The 22,291-nt window shown below is 63.8% G+C and carries 25 protein-coding genes; 18 read left to right on the forward strand and 7 right to left on the reverse strand.

What is annotated here, in order from left to right:
- The first annotated feature begins 63 nt into the window (after positions 1-63).
- Together BLR66_RS06845 and BLR66_RS06850 are read left to right on the forward strand one after the other, a co-directional pair.
- On the forward strand, positions 64-939 hold the full coding sequence (locus BLR66_RS06845; RefSeq protein ID WP_093281926.1) for a PhzF family phenazine biosynthesis protein: 876 nt from the start codon (positions 64-66) through the stop codon (positions 937-939).
- A gap of 30 nt (positions 940-969) precedes the next feature.
- On the forward strand, positions 970-1,845 hold the full coding sequence (locus tag BLR66_RS06850; protein WP_093281931.1) for a PhzF family phenazine biosynthesis protein: 876 nt from the start codon (positions 970-972) through the stop codon (positions 1,843-1,845).
- Between the two features lie 88 nt (positions 1,846-1,933).
- Here the strand turns inward: BLR66_RS06850 and BLR66_RS06855 are convergent, their stop codons facing one another.
- The 3 genes from BLR66_RS06855 to BLR66_RS06865 all read right to left on the reverse strand — a co-directional run bounded on the left by BLR66_RS06855 (position 1,934) and on the right by BLR66_RS06865 (position 3,852).
- Positions 1,934-2,656 (reverse strand): glycine zipper 2TM domain-containing protein, encoded by a 723-nt coding sequence (locus BLR66_RS06855; RefSeq protein ID WP_093281940.1) that lies wholly within the window; start codon positions 2,654-2,656, stop codon positions 1,934-1,936.
- A gap of 70 nt (positions 2,657-2,726) precedes the next feature.
- Positions 2,727-3,419, reverse strand: coding sequence for an alpha/beta hydrolase (locus BLR66_RS06860; protein ID WP_093281948.1), 693 nt, complete (start codon positions 3,417-3,419; stop codon positions 2,727-2,729).
- Positions 3,412-3,852, reverse strand: a complete 441-nt coding sequence (locus BLR66_RS06865; RefSeq protein WP_093281953.1) for an OsmC family protein — start codon at positions 3,850-3,852, stop codon at positions 3,412-3,414. The genes BLR66_RS06860 and BLR66_RS06865 overlap by 8 nt, the downstream gene beginning before the upstream one ends.
- A gap of 210 nt (positions 3,853-4,062) precedes the next feature.
- On the opposite strand from BLR66_RS06865, the gene fusA reads away from it, so the two are divergent.
- The 11 genes from fusA (at position 4,063) to BLR66_RS06920 (ending at position 12,088) form a co-directional block, all read left to right on the forward strand.
- Positions 4,063-6,108 carry an elongation factor G gene (fusA, locus tag BLR66_RS06870; RefSeq protein WP_093281958.1) on the forward strand — a complete coding sequence of 682 codons (2,046 nt, stop codon included), beginning with the start codon at positions 4,063-4,065 and terminating at the stop codon, positions 6,106-6,108.
- A gap of 167 nt (positions 6,109-6,275) precedes the next feature.
- Positions 6,276-6,842 carry a pilin gene (locus tag BLR66_RS06875; RefSeq protein WP_093281962.1) on the forward strand — a complete coding sequence of 189 codons (567 nt, stop codon included), beginning with the start codon at positions 6,276-6,278 and terminating at the stop codon, positions 6,840-6,842.
- A 255-nt stretch (positions 6,843-7,097) separates the two neighbouring features.
- The gene (locus BLR66_RS06880) at positions 7,098-7,487 is read left to right on the forward strand and encodes an HU family DNA-binding protein (RefSeq protein ID WP_093281965.1); all 390 of its coding nucleotides are present in this window, start codon (positions 7,098-7,100) and stop codon (positions 7,485-7,487) included.
- Between the two features lie 234 nt (positions 7,488-7,721).
- Positions 7,722-8,378, forward strand: a complete 657-nt coding sequence (locus BLR66_RS06885; protein ID WP_093281970.1) for a tellurite resistance TerB family protein — start codon at positions 7,722-7,724, stop codon at positions 8,376-8,378.
- Positions 8,379-8,385: 7 nt separating this feature from the next.
- On the forward strand, positions 8,386-8,958 hold the full coding sequence (locus BLR66_RS06890) for a M23 family metallopeptidase (protein ID WP_093281974.1): 573 nt from the start codon (positions 8,386-8,388) through the stop codon (positions 8,956-8,958).
- 107 nt (positions 8,959-9,065) lie between these two features.
- Complete coding sequence (locus tag BLR66_RS06895) at positions 9,066-9,374, forward strand: DUF3861 domain-containing protein (RefSeq protein WP_093281980.1); 309 nt, start codon at positions 9,066-9,068, stop codon at positions 9,372-9,374.
- 57 nt (positions 9,375-9,431) lie between these two features.
- Positions 9,432-10,004, forward strand: a complete 573-nt coding sequence (locus BLR66_RS06900; RefSeq protein ID WP_093281985.1) for a DUF2846 domain-containing protein — start codon at positions 9,432-9,434, stop codon at positions 10,002-10,004.
- 28 nt (positions 10,005-10,032) lie between these two features.
- Positions 10,033-10,317, forward strand: coding sequence for a helix-hairpin-helix domain-containing protein (locus BLR66_RS06905; RefSeq protein ID WP_093281990.1), 285 nt, complete (start codon positions 10,033-10,035; stop codon positions 10,315-10,317).
- A gap of 29 nt (positions 10,318-10,346) precedes the next feature.
- Positions 10,347-10,886, forward strand: a complete 540-nt coding sequence (locus BLR66_RS06910) for a hypothetical protein (protein ID WP_093281995.1) — start codon at positions 10,347-10,349, stop codon at positions 10,884-10,886.
- 64 nt (positions 10,887-10,950) lie between these two features.
- Positions 10,951-11,541: a DUF1439 domain-containing protein gene (locus BLR66_RS06915; protein WP_093282001.1), complete on the forward strand. Its 591-nt coding sequence runs from the start codon at positions 10,951-10,953 to the stop codon at positions 11,539-11,541.
- Entirely contained in the window at positions 11,528-12,088 is a 561-nt protein-coding gene (locus tag BLR66_RS06920; RefSeq protein WP_143014575.1) for a hypothetical protein, read from the forward strand. Before BLR66_RS06915 ends, BLR66_RS06920 begins: the two co-directional genes overlap by 14 nt.
- A gap of 93 nt (positions 12,089-12,181) precedes the next feature.
- Here the strand turns inward: BLR66_RS06920 and BLR66_RS06925 are convergent, their stop codons facing one another.
- From BLR66_RS06925 to BLR66_RS06940, 4 genes are all read right to left on the reverse strand, one after another.
- Complete coding sequence (locus tag BLR66_RS06925; RefSeq protein ID WP_093282009.1) at positions 12,182-14,407, reverse strand: DUF5916 domain-containing protein; 2,226 nt, start codon at positions 14,405-14,407, stop codon at positions 12,182-12,184.
- Positions 14,408-14,516: 109 nt separating this feature from the next.
- Positions 14,517-15,668 carry a DUF3734 domain-containing protein gene (locus tag BLR66_RS06930; protein WP_255402326.1) on the reverse strand — a complete coding sequence of 384 codons (1,152 nt, stop codon included), beginning with the start codon at positions 15,666-15,668 and terminating at the stop codon, positions 14,517-14,519.
- A gap of 283 nt (positions 15,669-15,951) precedes the next feature.
- A complete protein-coding gene (locus BLR66_RS06935; protein ID WP_093282018.1) occupies positions 15,952-16,740 on the reverse strand; it encodes a 3-hydroxybutyrate dehydrogenase in 789 nt (262 codons plus the stop codon).
- Positions 16,741-16,822: 82 nt separating this feature from the next.
- Positions 16,823-17,311: an SET domain-containing protein gene (locus BLR66_RS06940; RefSeq protein ID WP_093282023.1), complete on the reverse strand. Its 489-nt coding sequence runs from the start codon at positions 17,309-17,311 to the stop codon at positions 16,823-16,825.
- A 133-nt stretch (positions 17,312-17,444) separates the two neighbouring features.
- Between BLR66_RS06940 and BLR66_RS06945 the strand changes: the two genes are divergently transcribed.
- The 5 genes from BLR66_RS06945 (at position 17,445) to sufD (ending at position 22,289) form a co-directional block, all read left to right on the forward strand.
- Positions 17,445-17,993 (forward strand): c-type cytochrome, encoded by a 549-nt coding sequence (locus BLR66_RS06945; protein ID WP_093282028.1) that lies wholly within the window; start codon positions 17,445-17,447, stop codon positions 17,991-17,993.
- Between the two features lie 70 nt (positions 17,994-18,063).
- The gene (locus BLR66_RS06950) at positions 18,064-18,525 is read left to right on the forward strand and encodes an SUF system Fe-S cluster assembly regulator (protein ID WP_093282031.1); all 462 of its coding nucleotides are present in this window, start codon (positions 18,064-18,066) and stop codon (positions 18,523-18,525) included.
- 40 nt (positions 18,526-18,565) lie between these two features.
- Complete coding sequence (gene sufB, locus BLR66_RS06955; RefSeq protein ID WP_093282036.1) at positions 18,566-20,011, forward strand: Fe-S cluster assembly protein SufB; 1,446 nt, start codon at positions 18,566-18,568, stop codon at positions 20,009-20,011.
- 99 nt (positions 20,012-20,110) lie between these two features.
- A complete protein-coding gene (gene sufC, locus BLR66_RS06960) occupies positions 20,111-20,875 on the forward strand; it encodes a Fe-S cluster assembly ATPase SufC (protein WP_093282040.1) in 765 nt (254 codons plus the stop codon).
- A 151-nt stretch (positions 20,876-21,026) separates the two neighbouring features.
- Positions 21,027-22,289, forward strand: a complete 1,263-nt coding sequence (gene sufD / locus BLR66_RS06965) for a Fe-S cluster assembly protein SufD (protein ID WP_093282045.1) — start codon at positions 21,027-21,029, stop codon at positions 22,287-22,289.
- Positions 22,290-22,291 lie beyond the last annotated feature (2 nt).

Below are 22,291 nucleotides of genomic sequence, written 5' to 3' on the forward strand. Positions count from 1 at the left end.
TGGCCTGAACGAATGCCCTAAGCGAATGTTTCCAGACCAACCCACCGAACAAGGCCGACCCGCATGACCGTGCGCCGCTACCTGCAACTCGATGTCTTCGCCGACCGGCCGGGGGCCGGCAATCCGCTGGGCGTGGTGTTCGACGCCTCCGATATGGAAGCGGACACGATGCAGGCTTATGCCGCCTGGGCGAACCTGTCCGAAACCATCTTCTTCCTGCCTCCCACCTCGGCGGAAGCCGACTATCGGGTGCGCATCTTCACCCCGCGCCAGGAACTGCCTTTTGCGGGCCACCCCAGCGTGGGTGCGGCCTGGGCAGCGCTGGACTCGGGTCTGGCGCAGGCGAAGGATGGCCGCCTGGTGCAGGAATGCGCGGCGGGTCTGCTTCCGATAAGAGTCGAACAACGCGATGCCACGCGTTTGATCCATGTCCGCGCGCCGCAGGCCCGGGAGGTGGAAACAGGAAGCCTCCATGCCGAAGCGCTGGCTCCCGCCTTGCAAGGCCTGCCGCGCGGCAAGCTCGCTCCCGCACTGTGGAACAACGGTCCGAACTGGTGGCTGGTGGAACTGGCCGATGCGGCCGCAGTGCGCGCGATGCGAGCCGATCTGCCCGCCATCGCCACGCTCAGCATCGCCAGCGACGCGGTTGGGCTTGTGGTATTCGGGCGGGCCAACGGCTCGGATCACGATCTGGCCGTGCGTGCGTACTGCCCCGCCGACGGCATACCGGAAGACCCGGTGACCGGCAGCGCCAACGCCAGCATCGCCGCGCTGCTGCACCATGCCGGTGCATTGCCCGGTGCGGAGGGACGCTATATCGCCAGCCAGGGTCGCGAACTGGGCCGCGATGGCCGGGTGGAAGTGCAGGTGGATAGCGAAAACGAGGTCTGGATCGGCGGCCGCGTACAGGCGGTTATCCGCGGCAGCGTGGATTGGTAAGCTGCACGGCCCCCACCACCCCACTCTCCCATGACTTCACGCCGTTACGTGCAACTCGATGTCTTCGCCGATCGTCCGGGCGCAGGCAATCCGCTCGCCGTGGTTCTGGATGCAGAAGGGTTGGACGACGTCACCATGCAGGCGATCGCGCGCTGGACGCGGTTGCCGGAAACGACTTTCGTATTCCCGGCGACGAAACCGGAAGCCAGCTACGGCATCCGCATCTTCAGCCCACGCCGCGAAGTTCCCTTCGCCGGCCACCCCAGCGTCGGCACTGCGCATGCGGTTCTGGAAGCGGGACTGGCGACGCCGCGCGACGGCCTGCTGGTGCAGGACGGCATCGCCGGACTGCTTCCCCTGCGCGTGATCGGCTCCGGCGCCACCCGCACCATCGCCGTACGCACGCCCCGCGCGAAGGTGATGGAAATCGCTTCGCCGGAGGATGCGCGGTTGCGCGATGTGCTTGGCAGCCTGCCGTTGGGCGATCTGCCGCCCGCCTTGATGGACGGCGGCCGCCGCTGGTGGCTGGCGGAACTGCGCGATGAAGCCGCACTGCGCTCGGCGACCCCGCCCTGGGAAGCGATCGGCAAGCTGGCGCATGAAACCGAAAGCATGGGCATGTGCGTGTTTGCGCGCAGCGACGATCCGGTTTACTTCCTGGCGGTGCGCGCCTGGGTAGGCGCTCCGGCGCAATTCGAGGATGCGGCCTCGGGCGCGGCCAATGCGACGCTGGCTGCGTGGCTGGCTTCGCAAAACGCGCTGCCCGGCAACGATGGCCGCTACCGGATCAGCCAAGGACGCGAAGTGGGCTATGACGCGATCATCGAGTTGCATGTAGATGGAGAAGGCGAAGTTTGGTCAGGCGGGCGCATCTGCAATGTGGTGACTGGCCGAATCGATTGGTGATCAGAAAAACCCGCAGACAGCCGCATAGGATGACGGCCAAAAAAAGGAGCCTTTCGGCTCCTTTTTCTTTTTACTCCGAGCAAAAGCCTCATTCCGCCTGCACATCCACCCGTACCCGGATACGGTCGCCGGGATGGTAATTGGTGCGCGTGTGGTAGGTGCGGTTGGCGTATTCGTAGGTCACGTCGTAGCCATTGAGGCTCTCGTCGTCGCCGTAGCCGTCACCGTAATAGCCATCGCGGCTGGTGACCGGCACCGGATCGCAGACCCGCACTGTGCCGCGGCGCTGGTATTGGCGATTGCGCTGCGAGCTGTCGTAGATGGACCGGCCGGCCATGCCGCCGACCATGGAACCCACTGCCGTACCGACATAACGCCCGCTGCCATCGCCGACCTTGCTGCCCAACACCGCGCCCGCGATGCCGCCGATCACCGTCGCCACCGTGCGGCTGGTTTCGTTTCCGTTGCCGCGGTAGCCATCGTCGCGGCCGTAGTAGCCGTTGTCGCGATCGTAGCGGTCGTCCCGATTGTAGTAGCCGTCGTTGCCCGTGTAGACGTCATCGGCCTGGCGGTAATAACACTGGCTCGACTGCTGCGAGGTGCGGTTGCGATAGCCGGAGCCGATGACCGGGTCCACGCGCAGCACCCGCGCGTAATCGTAGGTCGCGCCCTGTCCCTGGTAGGAGTCGGACGTGTACGGGTCGGAACCGTCGTAGCGATCGTCTTGCCCGTAGTAACCGGACGACTGCGCAAAGGCGGTACCGGTGAAGGCAAAGCCTGCGACTAGCAGGCCGGCGGAAAGGCGTTTCATCTGAGCAGGCTCCCAACGCCGAAGTGGCGCAGACGCATCGTCGAATCACACGGGTTAAACAAGTCTGAACTCAGCCGACATGTCCAAGTCGGTTTAGCCATGCGACAGCTTGGGTGGCGATCGCTGGCGCCTGGCGACCCAGCAAAGGCCCGACATGGCTGTTTGCAAGCGTTTCCAGTCGATCCGCCCGCCAGACCTGCACCCACTCGAAAATAATCTCCGGCGGCACGTCCTCATCCTGCCTGGAAACCACGAACAGCGCAGGGCAATCGGGTTTTGCGACTTCCACGCCCGCATGCGCCTGGCTCAGCGCCTGTCCCGATTCGTCGCGCCAGTGGCGAAAAGCCCACAGGGCACTCGCATCGTCCGCGTCCTGCATCGCCTGACATGTGGAATGCAGCCGCGCATTCCGTTGCCAGGGAACCACCGGCTCCCATGAGCGCGCAGGCAATCGCCGGTGCCATGGCGCAGGCGGCAGCGGATTGACCAGCACCAAGGCATCCGCTTCGCCCGCGCACATCGCGGCCAGCAATCCGCCCAGGCTGGCGCCCACCAACACGCGCGGGCGCTGCAAAGCCTGCAGCGCCGCCCGTACCTGCGCCGCGTAGTCTTGCAGCGCGGTGGCGCCCAATCCCTGCGCAGCGGGCTGTAGTTCCAAAACCTGCGCCGCAATGGCGTGCGCCTCCAGCACGCCGTGCCACCGGTTCCATTCCCAGGCGCCGCCGCCGGCGCCGTGGATCAGCAAAGCATTCCAGTCACTCAACCAAAGTCGCTTCCAGGGTCACCGGCACGGCCAGCGCACGGGAAATGACGCAACCGGCCTTTGCCGCATGCGCGATCTCGTCGAATTTGGCGGCGTCGATGCCCGGCACCTTGGCCGACATGACCAGCTTCACTCCGGTCACGGTCGGGCCCGGATCGGCACCGGGTTCCATCGACACTTCGGCGCGCGTGTTGATGCTGTCGGCGATGAAGCCTTCCTTTCCCAGCACCGCCGAGAGCGCCATGGTGAAGCAGCCCGCATGCGCGGCGGCCAGCAATTCTTCCGGGTTGGTGCCCTTCTCGTCGCCGAAGCGCGTCTTGAAGGAATAATTCTGTGCGGCGAACAATCCGCTCTGCGGCGTGCTCAGGTTGCCTTTGCCGGACATCAGGTCGCCGCTCCATGCCGCGTCGGCGAATCGTTTCAAGGCTGCCATTTCGTACTCCTGGGTTGGGGGAGCGCGAAGCTTACACCCGGCCCTGTTTACGGGCCGTACCGCAGTGCGACTTGACCGCCCCGCGCGCTGCCGCAATGCTGGCCGCCCGCCATGACCGCCCGCCGGGCGTCACGCTCCTCACTCGTCCAGGACGCTCGGCCCGGACTGCCATGACGGCCCTTTACTCCATACCTTGGGAGGAACGGCCTCATGCCTTATTCGACAGCGCAAATCCGCAACGTGGCCTTGGCAGGCCACCCCGGCGCCGGCAAAACCACCTTGTTCGAAGCCCTGCTGCATGCCGGCGGCGCCCTGCAGACGGCAGGCACGATCGAACGCGGCAGTACCGTGTCCGATCACGACCCGATGGAAAAAGACCGTGGCCACTCCATGGACAGCGCCATCGCCAGCACGGATCACTCGGACATACATGTCAATCTGATCGATACCCCCGGCTACCCGGATTTCCGCGGCCCCACCCTGTCGGCATTGGCTGCGGTGGAAACCGTGGCGATAGTGGTGGATGCCGACACCGGCGTCGGCTACGGCACGCGCCGCATGATGGAACACGCCAAGGCGCGCAACCTGTGCCGCGTCATCCTGATCAACAAGATCGATCACCCGGGCGCCAAGCTCGGGGCCCTGCTCGACAACCTGCGCGAGACCTTCGGTCCCGAGGTGCTGCCGCTCAATCTCCCGGCCGAAGGCGGCAAGCGCGTAGTCGACTGTTTCTGGAAACCCACCGGCGACAGCAACCTGGGCCCGGTCGCCGCCTGGCACCAGAAAATCATCGACCAGGTGGTCGAAGTGAACGAGACGGTGATGGACCGCTATCTGGACCAGGGCGAATCCGGATTGAAGGGCGAGGAGCTGCACGATGCCTTCGAGCAGTGCCTGCGCGAAGGGCATCTGGTGCCGGTGTGCTTCGTGTCGGCGCGCAGCGGCGTCGGTGTCAGGGAACTGCTGGATATCGCCGAGAAACTGTTTCCGCACCCCGGCGAGGGCAATCCGCCGCCGTTCGTCAAAGGCAGTGGCGACAATGCGGCGCCGATCGAGGCCAAGCCCGACCCCGATGCACATGTGATCGCCGACGTGTTCAAGATCGTCAACGATCCTTTCGTGGGCAAACTCGGTATCTTCCGTGTGTACCAAGGCACGGTGCGGAAAGACACTCAGCTGTTCGTCGATGACGGCCGCAAACCGTTCAAGGTCGCGCACCTGTACAAGATCAAGGGCAAGGATCACGTGGAAATCGACGAAGCCATCCCCGGCGACATCGCCGCTGTGGCCAAGATCGAGGATCTGCATTTCGACGCAGTGCTGCACGACAGCCACGACGAGGACGAGATCCGCCTGGCCCCGCTGGCTTTTCCCAAACCGATGTTCGGGCTGGCCATCGAAGCGACCCGCAAGGGCCAGGAACAGAAGCTCGCCACCGCCCTGCACCGGCTCGCGGAGGAAGACCCGTGTTTCCGCGTGGAACACGAATCGGAAACCAACGAAACCGTGATCCGCGGCCTGTCGGACCTGCATCTTCGCGTCAACCTGGACCGGCTGAAGGAGCGGCATGGCGTGGAAGTCACTTCGCGGCCGCCGCGCATCGCCTACCGCGAAACGATAGGAATAGCGGCCGAAGGCCATCACCGGCACAAGAAACAGACCGGCGGCGCGGGCCAGTTCGGCGAAGTCTTCCTGCGCATCGAACCGCTGCCGCGTGGCGGCGGCTTCGAGTTCGTCGATGCGGTCAAAGGCGGAACCATCCCCGGCCAGTACTTGCCGGCGGTCGAAAAAGGCGTGCGCCAGGTGCTGCAGGGCGGCGCCCTTGCCGGCTATCCGATCCAGGACGTGCGCGTAACCGTCTACGACGGCAAGCACCATGCGGTGGACAGCAAGGAAATCGCCTTCGTCGCCGCCGGCAAAAAGGCGTTTCTGGATGCCATCGGCAAGGCGCGGCCGCAAGTGCTGGAACCCATCGTGGATCTGGAGGTCAGCGCGCCCGAAGCCCAGGTCGGCGATATCACCGGCGGCCTCTCTTCCAAGCGCGCGCGCATCAACGGCACCGACACGGCGCGCGGGGAGATCGTGGTGAAAGCGCAAGTGCCGCTGTCGGAGCTGGAAGGTTATGCGGCGGAACTGAAATCCGTAACCGCCGGCAAGGGCCGCTACCGCCTGGATTTCAGCCACTACGAGCCGGTACCGGGGAATGTGCAGCAGAAACTGGTGGAATCCTATAAGCCGAAGCACGAGGAGGACTGAAGCGCCCGCTTCTTGACAGCCTAAGAAGCGTAGCCCGGGTGGAGCGCAGCGATACCCGGGGGCTCTGCGATGGCGAGGAAAAGACCCGTGCATCGCTGCGCTCCACTCGGGCTACCAGTGATTGAAATTCTGATAGCTTTAAACCTTCCTCGCTCCGAAGGCTTTCCATGAAGCAGTTGGCGATCTCCCTGTTCGGCACGCTTCTCGGCATAGGCCTGGCCCTGTTCCTGTACGACCACTTCATAGTCCAGCCCCGCGAAGCCAGGCGCGCCGAGGCAGCCACTGTGAATTTTTCACAGGCGGCCGAGCAAGCGAAGAAAATCACGGCCAGCGTCGATGCCTCGGTCAAGCAAAGCATCGACAGCGCCCAGCAGGCGTTCGAGGCGCAGGCTGCGGACCAGAACAAGCGCCGTATGGCGGCCGAAGCCATCGCGCAGACCCAGATATACAAGGTGGCGTTGACCGAATCCTTCATGAGCAATGGTAAATGGCCCACCAAGGCATCCGATGCTGGCCTGCAGCAGGTCAACGAGAAGGTGGGGGGTGCCATACGCAACATTTCCGTCGGCGACCATGGAACCATCACGGTTACCTTCGATGGCAACTTCGCCGAAGGCGCGCTGTTCCAGCTCATTCCCCAGGCCGATTCCGACACCTATCAGGTACGTTGGCAATGCAGGACTTCCGGCGATCCCGACCTCAAGCGCTATCTGCCCGACTGTTCCCAGAGCTGAGTCGAGGCCCTGTAGGCGCTCAGAGCGACTTCGATTCCATCGTCAATACCCGCAATGCTGCAACCGCATACTTGCCGTCTCTCACACAAAACTTGCCGCCGAAGCCGGCCGGTTATCAGTTCATCGCAAAAAAATACATGAAAAAGGGTGTTTTTTATGCTTTTGGTATTGGCGTAGCCGAATAATTGCCCTACATTGCCCATGCCGACGTGGTCGGCCCGATTACCCACCTATTGACTGTAAAACAGGACATTTATGGCAACGAGCAAGAAAAAAGCTGCGCCCAAGAAGGCCGCCCCGAAGAAAGCCGCCGCTAAGCCGGCAGCACCCAAGCCCATCAAGGAAGCTCTGAGCAAGTCCGGTCTGGTAGCACACCTCGCCGAAGCCGCTAGCGTCGCTGCGAAGGACGTCCGCGCCATCCTGGCGTCGCTGGAACATGCGGTCGCCGGTTCGATCAGCAAGAAGGGCGCAGGTTCGTTCACCCTGCCCGGCCTGCTGAAGATCACCGCCGTCAACGTGCCGGCCAAGCCGAAGCGCAAGGGCATCAACCCGTTCACCAAGGAAGAGCAGTGGTTCGCCGCCAAGCCTGCTTCGGTGAAGGTGAAGGTTCGCCCGCTGAAGAAGCTGAAGGACGCCGCTGCCTGATTGCAGCGCTCCACGCAGTACCCACTCGGGACGGCATTGCCGTCCCGAGTCGTTTCTGGCGCACGAAAAATCCGCAGCGTAGGTCGGGGCTACGCCCCCGACTGCCCCACTGCACGTCGGCCACATAGAGCCTTCCGAATTCGCGCCGACAACTCCATGCCATTGGTCACGCTTGACGATCGGCAAATGCGGCCGCAGTTATAAAGGTCAACCCCTACTCAGGAACCGCAAAAAATGAAGATCCAGGGCTTTCTGGACCACCTGCTCAAATCCGCGCAAGGCGGCGGCAACGCAACCGATGCGGCGCCCGCACAGGGCGGCCTGGGCGGCATGCTCAATGCCGATTTCGGCAAAGGCGCCCTGGCCGGCGGCGCGCTGGGCCTGCTGCTGGGCAAGAACAAGACCACGCGCAAGCTGGCCACTTATGGCGGACTGGCGGCGATCGGCGTGATGGCCTACAAGGCTTACGGCGACTACAAGCAGCAACAAGGCGGCGCCGCAGCCGAACCGCAGACGGTCGACCGCCTGCCGCCGCCGCAGGTCGAACTGCACAGCCAAGCGATCCTCAAGGCGCTGGTGGCCGCCGCCAAGGCCGACGGCCATATCGATGCGCGCGAACGCCAGGTGATCGAGGGCGAGTTCACCCGCATCAATCAGGACGCCGAATTGCAGCAGTGGCTGCACGCGGAGCTGGAGAAGCCGCTGGACCCGGCCGAAGTCGCGCGCGCCGCCAGCACTCCGGAAATCGCTTCGGAAATGTACCTCGCCAGTCTGATGGCCGCCGACGAACAGAATTTCATGGAACGCGCCTACCTGGATGAGCTGGCGCGGCAGCTGAAATTGGACGACGCGTTGAAGCTGAGACTGGAACAGCAGATCAGGCAGGCCTGAAACCGCCATGGCTGCATCGCAAGCGACCCGCCATCCGGCACGTGCGGCCAAGCGACTGCTCGCATGGAGTGCTTTTATCCTGCTCGCGGTCTGGACCGCAATCTGGTCGTGGCAACAACCCTTCATGGCCAAACCGCGCGCGCTATGGGAACTGTCGCGGATGCCTCCGCCGACCGCACTGGCGCCGCCCGTCCAGGGCGTGCGCGCCTCGCGCATCGCCGACACCTTCGGTGCGCCGCGCGGACGCGACCGCACCCATGCCGGCGTGGACATCTTCGCTCCCCGCGGCACGCCGGTGCTCAGCGCGACGCGGGGCATCGTAGTGTCGGTGCGGGAAGGAGGACTGGGCGGCAAACAGGTCTGGGTGTTCGGCCCCGGGGGCGAACGGCATTACTACGCGCACCTTGACGATTGGCGGGAAGGATTGGAAACCGGCGATCTGGTCGCGCCGGGCGACCCTCTGGGCAAGGTGGGCACCACCGGCAACGCACGCGGCACGCCGCCGCATCTGCACTACGGCGTGTATGGAAAAGACGGCGCCCACGACCCGCTGCCCCTGCTGAAGGCCTATGCCCGCTAAACCGCAGGGCGGTCCGGTAGAACAGTCCATCGCGGTCGGGGGACTCGTTGCGCCGCTCCGGCGCACCTATCTTGTCTGGGCATTTCCGCGCTACCGAAGTCCGTGCCATGGCCAACAACTCCCACCGCTACCGCATCACCGTCACCCCCGTCGAAAGCGACGGCCTGCAATGCCTGGGCCGCTGCACGATCGAGTTCGAACACAGCTGCCATGACGACTGGATGCGCATTCTCGAAACGATGCAGCAGCAACGCGGCTTCAGCGGCGACGAACGCGCCGCCCTGATCGTGGGCACCAAGCTGCTCAGCGGCTTGATGCTCAATCACCGCAACGACGCCGTCGATGTGTTCGCGCCGCTGCGGCCGCATATGGGCGAGTTCATCAAAGGCCTGAAGCAGCCAAACACCGCCGCCTAGCCCGGCCCGCGCCGCGTCCTATATCCTTGCCGCCTACAACCACGGCAAGGATCAGCTATGAATCTGGGGCGCGCCTCTCTACCCAAATACCTCGCACTGTCGCTGATCGGCGCTGTGGGCGGCTTCGTACTTATTTTCATGGCGCGCGGGTCGGCAAGCGAACGCTGGCTGATGATCGGATGCATTGCGATCCTGCTGGCGTTCCTGGCCTATGTGGTCTGGCTGCTGGCCTTCAAGAACAAGTCGACCCACGTCGCCAGCCAGGCGCAGAAACAGGCCGCGCTGCAGTTCGCTCCATCGCCGGGCAAGGGCGTCATCTATGTGTACCGCAAACAACTGGTGGGACTGCTGGTCGGCCTGAACGTGGTGCTGGACGGAAAGCCGGTGGGCCAGACCCGCGGGCTCCGTTTCTATCGGCTGGAAGTGGAACCGGGCACGCACCTTCTCAGCGGCGACAAGAAATGCCCCGAATCGCTGGAAGTGAATGTCGCAGCGGGCGAGATCGCCTACGTGGAACAGGAAATCACCATGGGGATGGTCAAAGGCGGCTATCGGTACCACCGCATCGCCGATATTCCCAAGGCGCAGCAAGCGATCTATGGCTGCAAGTTGCTATTGGGCGCAAACTGATCGCCGCAGCACACCGGGGCATCCGCCGATGAAAGCAAAAGTCGCTTCCGAAGCCGTCAAGCTGCTGCACATACCCAACATCGGCCCGGCGATGGTCGAGGACTTCAAGGTCCTGGGCATCGCCCGGCCGGCCCAATTGGCCGGCGCCGATCCTTTCGCCCTGTACCAGCGTTTGTGCAGAATCACCGGGACGCGCCACGATCCTTGCGTGCTGGACACTTTCATCAGCGCGGTGCGCTTCATGCAAGGCGAGCCCGCCCGTCCCTGGTGGCACTACACTGCAGAACGCAAACAACGCCACCCCGGCATATAGACCGACTACACATACAGCAGGCAAAGACAATGCGCGGATCGCTACTGATGGTGACTGTTTTGCTGCTTGGCGGGTGCTCATGCAGCCGGCAACCCGACGACGCGCCCGCGACCGGCGCCGCTGCATCAGGCCAGGCGGCGCCCGCACAGGATCCGGTAGCCATTGCAAACCAAGCAGCGACGGCGCAAGCGGCGCAGGCGCAGGCGCAGGCGAGCAATGTGGCAGCGCTTTCGCTGGCGGCCTCCACCGTGCACGCCTACCTGGCTGCCGCAGCCGGCAAGGACTGGAACAAGGCCGATGCCTATTGGGTAGGAGGCAAGCCTCCTCCGCAACCGGACGACTACAGCGTGCGCAGCCTGCAGGACCTCGGCTCCATGCGCATCAACAACGAAGCACCCAAGCCGCTGGACGAAGAAATGCCGACCCGTGCGGTGGAGATACCCGTCGTCCTTCGCGTGCGCAAAAGCGATGGCATCCACGAAATCAAAGGCTGGTACCGGTTACGCCGCAAGATTGGCGACGACGGCTGGGAAATCACCTCCGCATCCATGCGCCCGTCGCTGGATTGAAGCTGCGTTCACTCGGCGAGGCTATGGTGCGTACTGTCCATCGCCCGCTTCAGGAAAACCCGCAATGACCTTCCCCCTTGGCACCTACTTCAAGGCGGCCTGGCTGGCGCTCTTGCTGGCCAGCGCGCCGGCAATGGCGCAAACGCCAAGCAACGAAATAACCGTCGCCGCGCCCCAGGTGCAGCAATACCTGGACAGCGCTTTCCCACGCGAATACGAAGCCTTGGGCGGCTTGTTCACCCTGACCGCCCGCGACCCCAAGCTCACCATTCCCGCATCGGGGGAGCGCCTGCTGATGGCGTTCTCGGCCAGCGCTTCGTCGGCAGGCGGCGGCGATACGCCGGTAGGACGCATCGAGATGAGCAGCGGCCTGCGCTACGACCCGCAGGGCTATGCGCTGTACCTGGACCAGCCCACCGTCGACGATGTGCGACCCGCTTCGCCGGGCCAGCGCGTGGACGAGCAAACCCGCGTGCTGCTCAACCTGTGGCTGGCCGATTACGCCAGGAAAGAACCTCTCTACAAGCTCGATCCTGCCTTGCTCGCGAATTTCGGCACCGTAAAAGTAGAATCGGCGCGCATCGAGAACGGCCACATCGTGGTGCGTTTCAACCAACCCGTAGGCATGCCGGACTTGAGCGATGCGCAGGACTGATGCGCTTTCCCTCGCGCTGGCGCTGTGCGCGTGCGTGACGGCGTGCGCGCGAACCGAGCAGGCTGCTCCCACGCCGATGCCCGCGCCGATGCCTGCGCAACAGGAAACAGCAGCGCCCTCCCCGGCACCTGCGACTGAAACGACTCCTGCGATGGCGGTAGAATCCGGCGATGCGGCCACGCCCGCCGCGGCCCGGCAAGCAGTCGTGGACTATTACGCCGCCATCGATGCCGGCGACTATGCGAAAGCCTATGCGCTCTGGAGCGACGGCGGTGCGGCCAGCGGGCAGACTTTCGAACACTTCAGCGGCGGCTACGCCAACACCAAGTCCGTGCGCGCCCTTGTGGGCGAACCCACCGACGAGGAAGGCGCTGCCGGTTCGCGCTATATCCAGGTGCCGGTGGAACTGAGCGCGCTTCAGCGCGATGGCAGCGAACGCCGTTACCGCGGCCGCTTCACTCTCCGCGCCGTGGTCGCCGATGGTGCCGGTCAGGAGCAGAAGCGCTGGCATCTGGCTTCGGCCGAGATGCAACGCATAACGCAGTGACTGGCTAGCGAAGGTCCGAACGACCCGTTCCTGCCATCCGAATTGTTCAAAGGTTCTTGGCGAAGTCGATCTTCGATGGTTCGCCGCTCCGCTTCATATTTCGAAACGGTACGACAATTTCACCAACAGCTGTTCGTCGTCGCGCAGATCGAAACTGTCTCCCAGCAACTCGCCCGTATCTTCCGAATACCCGTCCTGGCGATACCCGCCCCGACCGTAGACGACGTACAGGTAGGACAACGGCGCCAACTCGTAGCGGTAGCGGATCTGGAAACCCAGGTTCTTCACGCTGAAGTCTTCCACCTTCTCGGCACTGACGATGGCGTTCCCGACCCCATCCACGAGATAGGTCTGGCGCACGTTCGCATCCAGCGCGATCGCCTGCAGCTTGACCCGCAATTCCTGCTTGTTGCCGATGGTCCAGTCGAGCCCGGCATTGAGATGGACCTCCCGGCCGTCGTAGCTGCCCAGTAGATTGCTGTCGCGGTTCCACACCAGCCAGTCGGGCGTGTGGTCGGCGTAGATTCCCGCGGTCAGGCGGAAAGCGTCGCTGATAAAATAGGTAGGCTCGTACTGCAGGCTGTAGCCGATCTTGGAATTTCCGGCCAGTCCTCCGGAATACAGTTCCATTTCCAGATCGTGCCCCCAGTTGCCCTTGCGCGGCCGCTCGTACTCGAAGAAGGCATTGAAGTTGTTCGGCCGTTTGACCGAACCATGGCCGCGGGTGATCAGGTCGTCCACGCCGGCGCCATTGATGTTGATCTGCGCGTATTCGTAGCTGCCGTTGCGCAACCGTCCCTCGCGGCTGACGCGGAACTGGTCGTTGAGCTTTTCGCCATGATCGTTGTGGCTGCTGCTGGCTCGCCAGCGCCATTCCTTGGACGAATAGCGCGAGCTTTCCGGTTGCTCGGCGAAACGCTTGCGCACTTCCCAGTGCAGGTAATTGGTGCTGTTGCGCGACAGGTAGCCGGCGTCGTTGATCTGCAGATCGCTGCCGAAATGCATCGCGATCCACTGCTGGCGCCAGCCATGGTCCATTTGGTAATCGGCCCACAGCGTGCCGCCCAGATCGCGCGTGGCTTGGCCCGACTCTTCGATCTGGCTGCCGAACACGCGGGTCTGCACGTTCCAACGCCGGTTGGGTCGCCAGTTGTGGTCCACGCCGAGCACGGTGGCTTCGCGGTCCAGATACGGCCGGTCCACCCGGGTCAGCATCATGCCCAGGTTCTGGCTCCCGAAATCGCGCACCAGGCGCAGGGCGCCGAACGAGCGCCCGACTTCGTCCGCCTCATCGGCGAAAAACACGCCGTACTTGGTGGCGCCCAGGCTGCCGTTGACCTTGACCGCGGCGGTGATGTCGCCGGAGCCGTTGCCATCGTCGGCCGGGCCGCCGACACGACGCGTATAGAGCAACTGGCTGAAATCCGAAGGCGTGGTGTATTCGAACAGGCCCTGGTTTTCGGTGAAGAACGGCCGCTTGTCGCTGACGAAGGTCTCGGTGGCGCCGAAATTGACCACTAGGTCGTCGCTTTCCACCTGGCCGAAATCGGGATTGATCGTAGCCGTCATCTGGAACTGGCCGTTCGGCTTCCAGAAGATATCGGCGCCGCCGTCGAAGTCGCTGCCCCCGCGCACATTGTCGTACAGGCCGGACACGTAGGGAGTGACCGTCAGCAGCGACTGACTGTATTGCGCCATCTCCACCGCGACGAAATCCGACATGAAACGCGGAACCTCGAAGCTGGCCGCGGGCCACGCCGAACGCTCGCCGGTGGAGCCGATCACGCGATCCAGGTAGATCTTCACCGTGCGTTTATCGCCGTTGGCCTTGCGCATCGGTGCGATATACCAGGGGATCAGCATCTCCACGGACCAGCTGTCGGCGTCTTCGCCGACCGCGTGCCGCCAGTTGCCGTCCCAATCGTCGTTGAAGCTGTTTTCGTTGCTGATCACCGCATCGGCGATGCCGCCGGTCGAGGACACCGTGAAGTTGTAGCCGGTGCGGCCGTCGCCGTCGAAATCCACCATCAGGTTGACCCGATCCACCTGTTCGTCGAAGTCGCGCTGCACGCGCTGGCGGGTACGCGGCACGCCGGCCGGCTGCGTATTGCGGAAGCCGATCGCCAGCCCTTCCGGCGTGGCCAGGATCCAGGCTTCGGTCGGTTGCGATCCCGGCGTGCGGGTCAGCGGCTGGGTCATTCGGAAATCATCCACATGCTGGGCCCCGCCCCACTCCTGCGGGTCGATCCGGCCATCGATCTCCACTGCCGTGGCTGGCATCGCCCATGCCAACAACCCCAAGGCCACTAATCTGCGCATCGATTCCTCCCGTCGAGGCGCGCAGGTTAGAGGGGCCGCCAATGGCGTGCCTCTCCCGTTAGTCATTGCAACCTTTTCGCCTCTTCCCGCATCACGCAGGAGAAGAGGGTCAGGCCGTGGCGTCGTGAGTGACGAAGGCGTTCTCGCCCTTGGGCAGCTCCAGCCATTCGGGATGCGCGAGCGCGCGGCCGATGTCGGCCAGTCCGGATTGCCAATGCTCGCGCATGGCCACCCGGCCGAACTGGTAGTCCTTGAAATGGCCGAAGCGCGCGCGGTCGCGGTAGATGAGGTGGATGAGGCTGTAGCGGCGGTTGCAGGCCAATTGCTCGGCGCGCTGGCACCATGGATTGTTCTTGCGCACTTCGGCGGGGATTTCTTCCAGCAGTTCGCGCAGCAGCCGCCGGTAATGCTGGCCGACGCGCTGCATGTCGGTGATGGTGCGGGTACGGCTGGAATACTGGATCTCCTTCTCGCGCTCGGCCACGTCCAGCAGGTTCTGCGGCAACTCGCCGCGCGCGTTCCACAGATCCACCTGGAAAATCAGGGAATCGCGGCGCGGTTCCGAATCGAACACCTGCGACAGCGGCGTGTTGGAAACCAGCCCGCCGTCCCAGAAATACCGCCCGTCTATCTCGACCGCAGGAAAAGCCGGCGGCAGCGCGCCCGAGGCCAGGATGTGCCGCGCGTCCAGGCGCATGTGCGCGTTGTCGAAATATTCCAGGTTGCCGCTGGCCACGTCCACCGCGCCTACCGAGACCCGGATGCCGCCATCGTTGAGCCGGTCGAAATCCACCATGCGCTCCAACGTCTCCACCATCGGCTGCGTCGTATAGAAGCTGGCGCGGGTGGGACCGGGCGCGGTAAAGGGATCCTCGCCGAACCAGCTGCGCGGCTGGTAGAAACCACGCTGACCCTCCACCATCGCGCGCCAAGCTTCCCAGGCATCCAGCCAAGCTCGCGAATCCTCATCGATTTCCACGAAGCGCGCTTCCTGCCCCAGTGTCGTTGCCGGCAGCAGGTATGGCTGGGAAATGGTCTCCCAGAATTCGCGCAACGCATCCATGCGCCGCTCCGGCGGATTGCCGGCGATCAATGCGGTGTTGAAGGCGCCAATGGAGATGCCGGCGATCCAGTTCGGCACGATTCCCGCTTCATGCAGGCCCTGGTAAACGCCCACCTGATAGGCGCCCAGCGCACCGCCGCCCTGCAGGACCAGGGCGACGTTCTGCGGCGGAGCAGCGCCTGTTTTCTTACCGCGCACGCGCGCTGCCGCGGGCTTGATATTCGCTTTCTGCGGCTCCCCGGCTACCCGTCTGGTCGCAGTCTTCGCACCTCGAGTTGCCATACCCGTACTCCAATATCCCGTTCGTGGTGAGCTTGTCGAAGATCCCGTTCGTGGTGAGCTTGTCGAACCACGCTCTTGGCGAGATCCTTCAGTTCACGACAACTGATTTTCCGCTCGAAAAGCGTGGTTCGACAGGCTCACCACGAACGGAGATCCATAAAGCTTTATTGTCTGAAAAACAGAGCGGAGACTTCCCGGCTCACTGCATGTACCAGCCGTGGCTGACCACCACACTCTGCCCGGTCAGCGCATTGCTGGGGAATTCGCACAGGAACTTCACCGTCTGCGCCACATCCTCCACCGTGGTGAAGATGCCGTCGACGGTCTGGCCCAGCATCACCTTCTTGACCACGTCTTCTTCGCTGATGCCCAGGGTCTTGGCCTGCTCGGGAATTTGTTTCTCCACTAATGGGGTGCGCACGAAACCGGGGCAGACCACGTTGGCGCGCACGCCGTGCTTGCCGCCTTCCTTCGCCAGCACCCGCGCCAGCCCCAGCAGCCCATGCTTGGCGGTGACGTAAGCCGACTTCAGCGGCGAGGCTTCGTGCGAGTGCACTGAGCCCATGTAGATCACCACGCCACCGCGGTCATCTTTGTACATGTGCGGTAAAACTGCCTTGGTGGTCAGGAAGGCGCCGTCCAGGTGGATGGCCAGCATCTTCTTCCAATCGGAGTAGGCGTAATCCTCGATCGCATTGATGATCTGGATGCCGGCGTTGGAAATCAGGATGTCCACCGGGCCCAGCTGTTCGACCGCATGGGCGATGCCTGCGTTGACCGCGGCCTCGTCGGTGACGTCCATCGCCACGCCCATCGCCGTACCGCCGGCCAGGATGATCTCGTCGGCGACGGCCTGCGCGCCGGCCAGATTGAGGTCGGCGATGGCGATCTTGGCGCCGGCCCTGGCCAGCGTATGCGCGATTTCCTTGCCTATGCCGCTGGCCGCGCCGGTGACAACAGCGACCTTGCTTTCTATCGGGGAACCCATGTATCGACTCCTGGAGGTGTGGGGGTGACCGCCATAGTGTCGCAATCGGCGCGTTACAACATCGTACTTGTGTCCATTGCGTTTATTTGCCGGCAGCCTTGGCCTTGCCCTTCGGTTGCAGCATTGTCCCCGTGCATTTCTTCGACCCGCACTTGCATTCCCAGATCTTTTTCAGGCGCGCGGTATGCGGCTCGTCCAGGGTGATGCCGTAGTTGTAGGTCAGCTCTTCGCCCGGCTTGATGTTGCGGATCGCCTCGATCAGCACGCGGTCCTTCTTGCGGTTCTTGCCTTCGTGCTCGTCGATCACCGCCTCGCAGTTGGGGTCGCAGCTGTGGTTGATCCAGCGCGCCTTGTTGCCCTTGTGGTTGGCGTCGATGACGTAGTCGTCGTTGAGCGTGAAAAGGAAGGTATGGCCGGATTCGACGTCGCCGGTATCGTCCTTGTCCACTTCGGCATGGGTGCGGCGCTTGCCTTTGTATTCGACGACTTGTTCGCCCTTCTTGATATTGGCGATGGCGAAAACGCCGTTGCCATGGATGTCGGACTGGCGGGCTTCGATCTTGCGGGGCATGGGTAGTTCCAACGTGGGTTGCACCCATTGTCGCCTGCGCGGCGCTTGATCGCCATGCATGGGCGCGGGGAGGTTGTCCTGTGCGGGCCGGTCGCTGCGTTCTGATGGCATTCCCCGAACAGAGTCACGCATCATGCGAGCCGGTATTTCCCTATTGGTTTTCCTTTTTCCCTTGCTGACGGCTTGCCAGCCCGCCGCCGCCCCCAAGAGCGTCGCCGAGCCCGCAGTCGATCTGCTGGCCAAGGGCGAATACCTGGTGAAGGTGGGTGGATGCAACGACTGCCACACGCCCGGCTATGCGCCCAGCGGCGGCAAATTGCCGAAGGAGCAATGGCTGACCGGCTCGAACCAGGGGTTCATGGGCCCTTGGGGCACCACCTACGCCAGCAATTTGCGCCTGAGCCTGTCGAAGATGAGCGAGGCCCAATGGCTGGTTTACAGCGGCACCTTCCACACCCGTCCGCCCATGCCCGACTTCACGGTCCGTGAGCTGTCCGAACAAGACCGTCGCGCCCTGTACCGCTTCATCGCTTCTCTAGGTCAGGCCGGGCAGGCCGCGCCGGCCTATCTGCCGCCTGGCCAGCAACCCCCGCCGCCCTACTTTCAGCTGGTGTTGCCCGCGGCTCCGGCCGAAAGCGCCAAGCCCGACGCACAGGCCGCCAAGACCGCTTCGCTTCCCTGAACAACCCCGGCTTGGCCGGGCGGACCATAAAGCGTACAATTTCGGTACGCTTTTGGAATCCGTCCTCGCCATGCTCCGCGTCACCAAGCTCACCGATTACGCCACCGTCGTACTGACCGTGCTCGCCGCACGTCCGGATGACGTGCTGAGCGCGGCCGATCTGGCCGAAACCGCCGGCCTGGAAGCCCCTACCGTCAGCAAGCTGCTCAAGCCCCTGGCCCAGGCCGGGCTGGTTACCAGCTTGCGTGGCGTACACGGTGGCTACCGCCTCAGCCGCGATGCCGCCGAAATCACCCTGATCGAGATCGTCGAGGCCATGGAAGGACCGCTGGCGATGACCGAATGCAGCCAGCACGACAGCCATTGCGGCATCGCCCACCAGTGCGGCGTGCGCGCCAACTGGCGGTTGATCAACGACGTGGTCGCCGACGCCCTGCGCGGCGTGACCCTGGCGCAGATGCTGAAACCGCTCTCTTCCTCTTCCACCGACGCTACGCGACGCTCCATCGCCGTGCACGTCGCCACCAGCTAAATATGTAGGCAGCCCCGTGGCCACCGAAGCAATCCCGACCATGTCGATCCCGGCCAAGAACGCCGAAATCGTCGAACAACTGGGCCGTCGCTACGACGCCGGCTTCATCACCGATATCGAGTCCGACAGTTTCGAACCCGGGCTCAGTGAAGACGTAGTGCGTGCCTTGTCGGCGAAGAAACAGGAGCCGCAGTGGATGACCGATTGGCGGCTGGCCGCCTACCGCCACTGGCTGACCATGCCGGTGCCGCATTGGGCGAAGTTGAATATCGCCCCGATCGATCTGCAGTCGGTCAGTTACTACTCCGCGCCCAAGGCCAAATACGCCTCGCTGGACGAAGTGCCGCAGGAACTGCTGGACACCTACGACAAACTGGGCGTGCCGCTGCACGAGCGCGCCAAGCTGGCGGGCGTGGCGGTGGATGCGGTATTCGATTCGGTCTCCGTCGGCACCACCTTCCGCAAGGAACTGGCCGAGAAGGGCATCATCTTCTGCTCCATGAGCGAAGCGGTGCGCGAACATCCGGAACTGGTGAAACAGTACCTGGGCAGCGTAGTGCCGACCGGCGACAACTACTTCGCAGCACTCAACGCCGCGGTGTTCTCCGACGGCAGCTTCGTGTTCATCCCCAAGGGCGTGCGCTGCCCGATGGAACTGAGCACCTACTTCCGCATCAACTCCGGCCACACCGGCCAGTTCGAGCGCACCCTGATCATCGCCGAGGACAAATCGTACGTGTCCTACCTGGAAGGCTGCACCGCGCCCATGCGCGATGAGAACCAGCTGCACGCCGCGGTGGTGGAACTGGTGGCGCTGGAAGATGCGGAGATCAAATACTCCACCGTGCAGAACTGGTACCCCGGCGACGAGAACGGCAAGGGCGGCATCTACAACTTCGTCACCAAGCGCGCAGAATGCCGCGGCGCGCGCAGCAAGGTCAGCTGGACGCAGGTGGAAACCGGTTCGGCCATCACCTGGAAATACCCCAGCTGCGTGCTGCTGGGAGACGACTCGACCGGCGAATTCCATTCCGTCGCCCTCACCCATCACCGCCAGCAGGCCGACACCGGCACCAAGATGATCCACATCGGCAAAAACACCAAGTCGAAGATCGTCAGCAAGGGCATCAGCGCCGGCCGCGGACAGAACAGCTACCGCGGCCTGGTCAAGGTGGAGAAATCCGCCGCCGGCGCGCGCAACTACACCCAGTGCGACAGCCTGCTGATCGGCAAGAAGTGCGGCGCCCACACCTTCCCCTACATCGAAGTGAAGCACCCCGACGCCATCGTCGAACACGAAGCGACCACTTCCAAGATCTCCGACGACCAGATGTTCTATTGCCGTGCACGCGGCATCAGCCAGGAAGACGCGGTTTCGCTGATCGTGGATGGCTTCTGCAAGCAGGTGTTCCGCGAACTGCCGATGGAGTTTGCGGTAGAGGCCAAGAAGCTGCTTGAAGTCAGCCTGGAAGGCTCCGTCGGATAACCCTGTAGGAGCGCCTCCTGGGCGCGAGCTCTTGCTCGAAGATCAAAAGCTCGCGCCCAGGAGACGCTCCTACAAAGAACAAGAACCCTGGAAACCGAAATGCTGAAAATCGAAAACCTCCATGCCCGCGTCGCCGGCAAGGAAATCCTCAAGGGCCTCTCGCTGGAAGTGAAGCCCGGCCAAGTGCACGCGCTGATGGGACCCAACGGCGCAGGCAAGTCCACGCTGGGCAATATCCTGGCCGGGCGCGAAGGCTATGAAGTCACCGAAGGCTCGGTGACCTACCAAGGAAACGACCTGCTGGATCTGGCGCCGGAACAACGCGCCGCCGCGGGCGTGTTCCTGGCCTTCCAGTACCCGGTCGAGATTCCCGGCGTCAACAACACCTACTTCCTGCGCGCCGCGCTCAACGCCCAACGCAAGGCCCGTGGCGAAAGCGAGCTGGATTCGATGCAGTTCCTCAAGCTGGTGCGCGAGAAACTGGCCGTGCTGCACCTGAAGGACGAACTGCTGCACCGCGGCGTCAACGAAGGCTTCAGCGGCGGCGAGAAGAAGCGCAACGAGATCTTCCAGCTGGCCGTTTTGGAGCCGAAACTGGCGATCCTGGACGAAACCGACAGCGGCCTGGACATCGACGCGCTGAAGAACGTCGCCGAGGGCGTCAACGCGCTGCGCTCGCCGGATCGCGCCTTCCTGGTCATCACCCACTACCAGCGGCTGCTCGACTACATCAAGCCGGACGTGGTCCACGTACTGTCCGATGGCCGTATCGTCGAAAGCGGCGGACCGGAACTGGCGCTGGAACTGGAAGCGCATGGTTATGCGTGGCTGAAGGATCGGGTTACACCGGAGAAGGCAGCGTGACCGTTGCCACTTTCATCCATACCCAAAATCGTCATTCCCGCGAAGGCGGGAACCCAGCGACTTTGGCTCCTTCAAGCGACAAGAGCACAAAGCGAAGGCACTGGGTTCCCGCCTTCGCGGGAATGACGATTTCTTCTTTTCGTGTGCAATCATGACTGCGCTCCTTGATTCTCTCGCAAGCGGCTTCAACGGCGACGAATCCCGTCGCGCCGTGCTTGACGAAATCCTGCGCGACGGCCTGCCCGGCCCCCGCAGCGAGGCGTGGAAGTACACCTCGCTGCGCGCATTGGAGCGGCGCGGTTTCGCCATGGTGGAGTCGGCGCCGGAAATCGACATCGAATTGCTGGCTGGCATACCGTCGCCACGCATCGCCTTCGTCAACGGCCTGTACTCGCCGGTCCTGTCGGCGACCGACGGCCTGCCCCACGGCGTCAGTCTGCAACTGCTGTCCGAAGTACTCGCCGCGGGCACCGATACCGCCCGGTTCCTGGCCCGCCGCTTTGAACGCCACGACGAGATCTTCGCGCGCCTCAATGCCGCATTGGCCAGCGAAGGCGTGTTGCTCCGCGCCGAGGCCGGCGTCGACACCGCAAAGCCCTTGCATCTGGTCTTCATCGGCGCCGACGACGGCACCGACCGCGCCTGGCACCTGCGCAATCTGATCGAGCTGCGCGAAGAGGCGAAGCTATCGCTGGTCGAACACCACCTGGCCAGCGGCGCGCACGCGCATTTCGCCAATTCGCTGACCCACGTGCATCTGGCGCGCGGCGCCGCACTCGACCACGCACGCATCCAGCACGAGAGCGAGCGCGCCACTTCGTTCCTGCGTACCGATGCCGTGCTCGGCCGCGACACCCAATACCGGCGCACCGACCTCGAACTGGGCGCCGCGCTTTCCCGTCACGAGCTCAACGTGCGCCTGGAAGGCGACAATGCGCGGCTGACCGCCAATGGCGTACTGCTGGCGGGCGGCAAACGCCATGTCGACACGCGCCTGGGCATCGAGCACATCGCCCGCGACACGTCCTGCGAGCTGACCTGGCGCGGTTTGGGCGCCGGCCGAGGCCGCGCCGTTTTCCATGGCGGCATATTGATCCGCGAAGGCGCCGACGGCAGCGACGCCATGCTTTCCAACAAGAACCTGCTGTTGTCCGAAGGCGCGGAAATAGATACCCAGCCGGTGCTGGAAATCCACGCCGATGAAGTCAAGGCCGCACACGGCGCCACGGTGGGTCGCCTGGATGCCAACGCCCTGTTCTATCTGCGTTCGCGCGGCCTGCCGGAAGATCTGGCGCAACAGCTGCTCACCGCCGCGTTCTGCCGCGAACCACTGATGCAGATCTCCGATGCTACGGTCGCGGCGCTGCTGACCGCGCAGCTGGACCACGCCTTGACCACCGCTGGAGTGGCCTGAGC

It is taken from the genome of Pseudoxanthomonas sp. CF125, assembly GCF_900104085.1.
Classification (GTDB): Bacteria; Pseudomonadota; Gammaproteobacteria; order Xanthomonadales; family Xanthomonadaceae; genus Pseudoxanthomonas_A.

Excerpts from the sequence above, each read along its gene's own strand:
- BLR66_RS06890 (WP_093281974.1), top strand. The coding sequence starts at position 8,386 with ATGGCTGCATCGCAAGCGACCCGCCATCCGGCACGTGCGGCCAAGCGA.
- BLR66_RS06915 (WP_093282001.1), top strand. The coding sequence starts at position 10,951 with ATGACCTTCCCCCTTGGCACCTACTTCAAGGCGGCCTGGCTGGCGCTC.
- sufD (WP_093282045.1), top strand. The coding sequence starts at position 21,027 with ATGACTGCGCTCCTTGATTCTCTCGCAAGCGGCTTCAACGGCGACGAA.
- BLR66_RS06845 (WP_093281926.1), top strand. The coding sequence starts at position 64 with ATGACCGTGCGCCGCTACCTGCAACTCGATGTCTTCGCCGACCGGCCG.
- BLR66_RS06935 (WP_093282018.1), bottom strand. The coding sequence starts at position 16,740 with ATGGGTTCCCCGATAGAAAGCAAGGTCGCTGTTGTCACCGGCGCGGCC.
- BLR66_RS06940 (WP_093282023.1), bottom strand. The coding sequence starts at position 17,311 with ATGCCCCGCAAGATCGAAGCCCGCCAGTCCGACATCCATGGCAACGGC.
- BLR66_RS06855 (WP_093281940.1), bottom strand. The coding sequence starts at position 2,656 with ATGAAACGCCTTTCCGCCGGCCTGCTAGTCGCAGGCTTTGCCTTCACC.
- fusA (WP_093281958.1), top strand. The coding sequence starts at position 4,063 with ATGCCTTATTCGACAGCGCAAATCCGCAACGTGGCCTTGGCAGGCCAC.
- BLR66_RS06900 (WP_093281985.1), top strand. The coding sequence starts at position 9,432 with ATGAATCTGGGGCGCGCCTCTCTACCCAAATACCTCGCACTGTCGCTG.
- BLR66_RS06875 (WP_093281962.1), top strand. The coding sequence starts at position 6,276 with ATGAAGCAGTTGGCGATCTCCCTGTTCGGCACGCTTCTCGGCATAGGC.
- BLR66_RS06925 (WP_093282009.1), bottom strand. The coding sequence starts at position 14,407 with ATGCGCAGATTAGTGGCCTTGGGGTTGTTGGCATGGGCGATGCCAGCC.
- BLR66_RS06865 (WP_093281953.1), bottom strand. The coding sequence starts at position 3,852 with ATGGCAGCCTTGAAACGATTCGCCGACGCGGCATGGAGCGGCGACCTG.
- BLR66_RS06945 (WP_093282028.1), top strand. The coding sequence starts at position 17,445 with ATGCGAGCCGGTATTTCCCTATTGGTTTTCCTTTTTCCCTTGCTGACG.
- sufB (WP_093282036.1), top strand. The coding sequence starts at position 18,566 with ATGTCGATCCCGGCCAAGAACGCCGAAATCGTCGAACAACTGGGCCGT.
- BLR66_RS06895 (WP_093281980.1), top strand. The coding sequence starts at position 9,066 with ATGGCCAACAACTCCCACCGCTACCGCATCACCGTCACCCCCGTCGAA.
- BLR66_RS06880 (WP_093281965.1), top strand. The coding sequence starts at position 7,098 with ATGGCAACGAGCAAGAAAAAAGCTGCGCCCAAGAAGGCCGCCCCGAAG.
- sufC (WP_093282040.1), top strand. The coding sequence starts at position 20,111 with ATGCTGAAAATCGAAAACCTCCATGCCCGCGTCGCCGGCAAGGAAATC.
- BLR66_RS06910 (WP_093281995.1), top strand. The coding sequence starts at position 10,347 with ATGCGCGGATCGCTACTGATGGTGACTGTTTTGCTGCTTGGCGGGTGC.
- BLR66_RS06885 (WP_093281970.1), top strand. The coding sequence starts at position 7,722 with ATGAAGATCCAGGGCTTTCTGGACCACCTGCTCAAATCCGCGCAAGGC.
- BLR66_RS06920 (WP_143014575.1), top strand. The coding sequence starts at position 11,528 with ATGCGCAGGACTGATGCGCTTTCCCTCGCGCTGGCGCTGTGCGCGTGC.
- BLR66_RS06950 (WP_093282031.1), top strand. The coding sequence starts at position 18,064 with ATGCTCCGCGTCACCAAGCTCACCGATTACGCCACCGTCGTACTGACC.
- BLR66_RS06905 (WP_093281990.1), top strand. The coding sequence starts at position 10,033 with ATGAAAGCAAAAGTCGCTTCCGAAGCCGTCAAGCTGCTGCACATACCC.
- BLR66_RS06850 (WP_093281931.1), top strand. The coding sequence starts at position 970 with ATGACTTCACGCCGTTACGTGCAACTCGATGTCTTCGCCGATCGTCCG.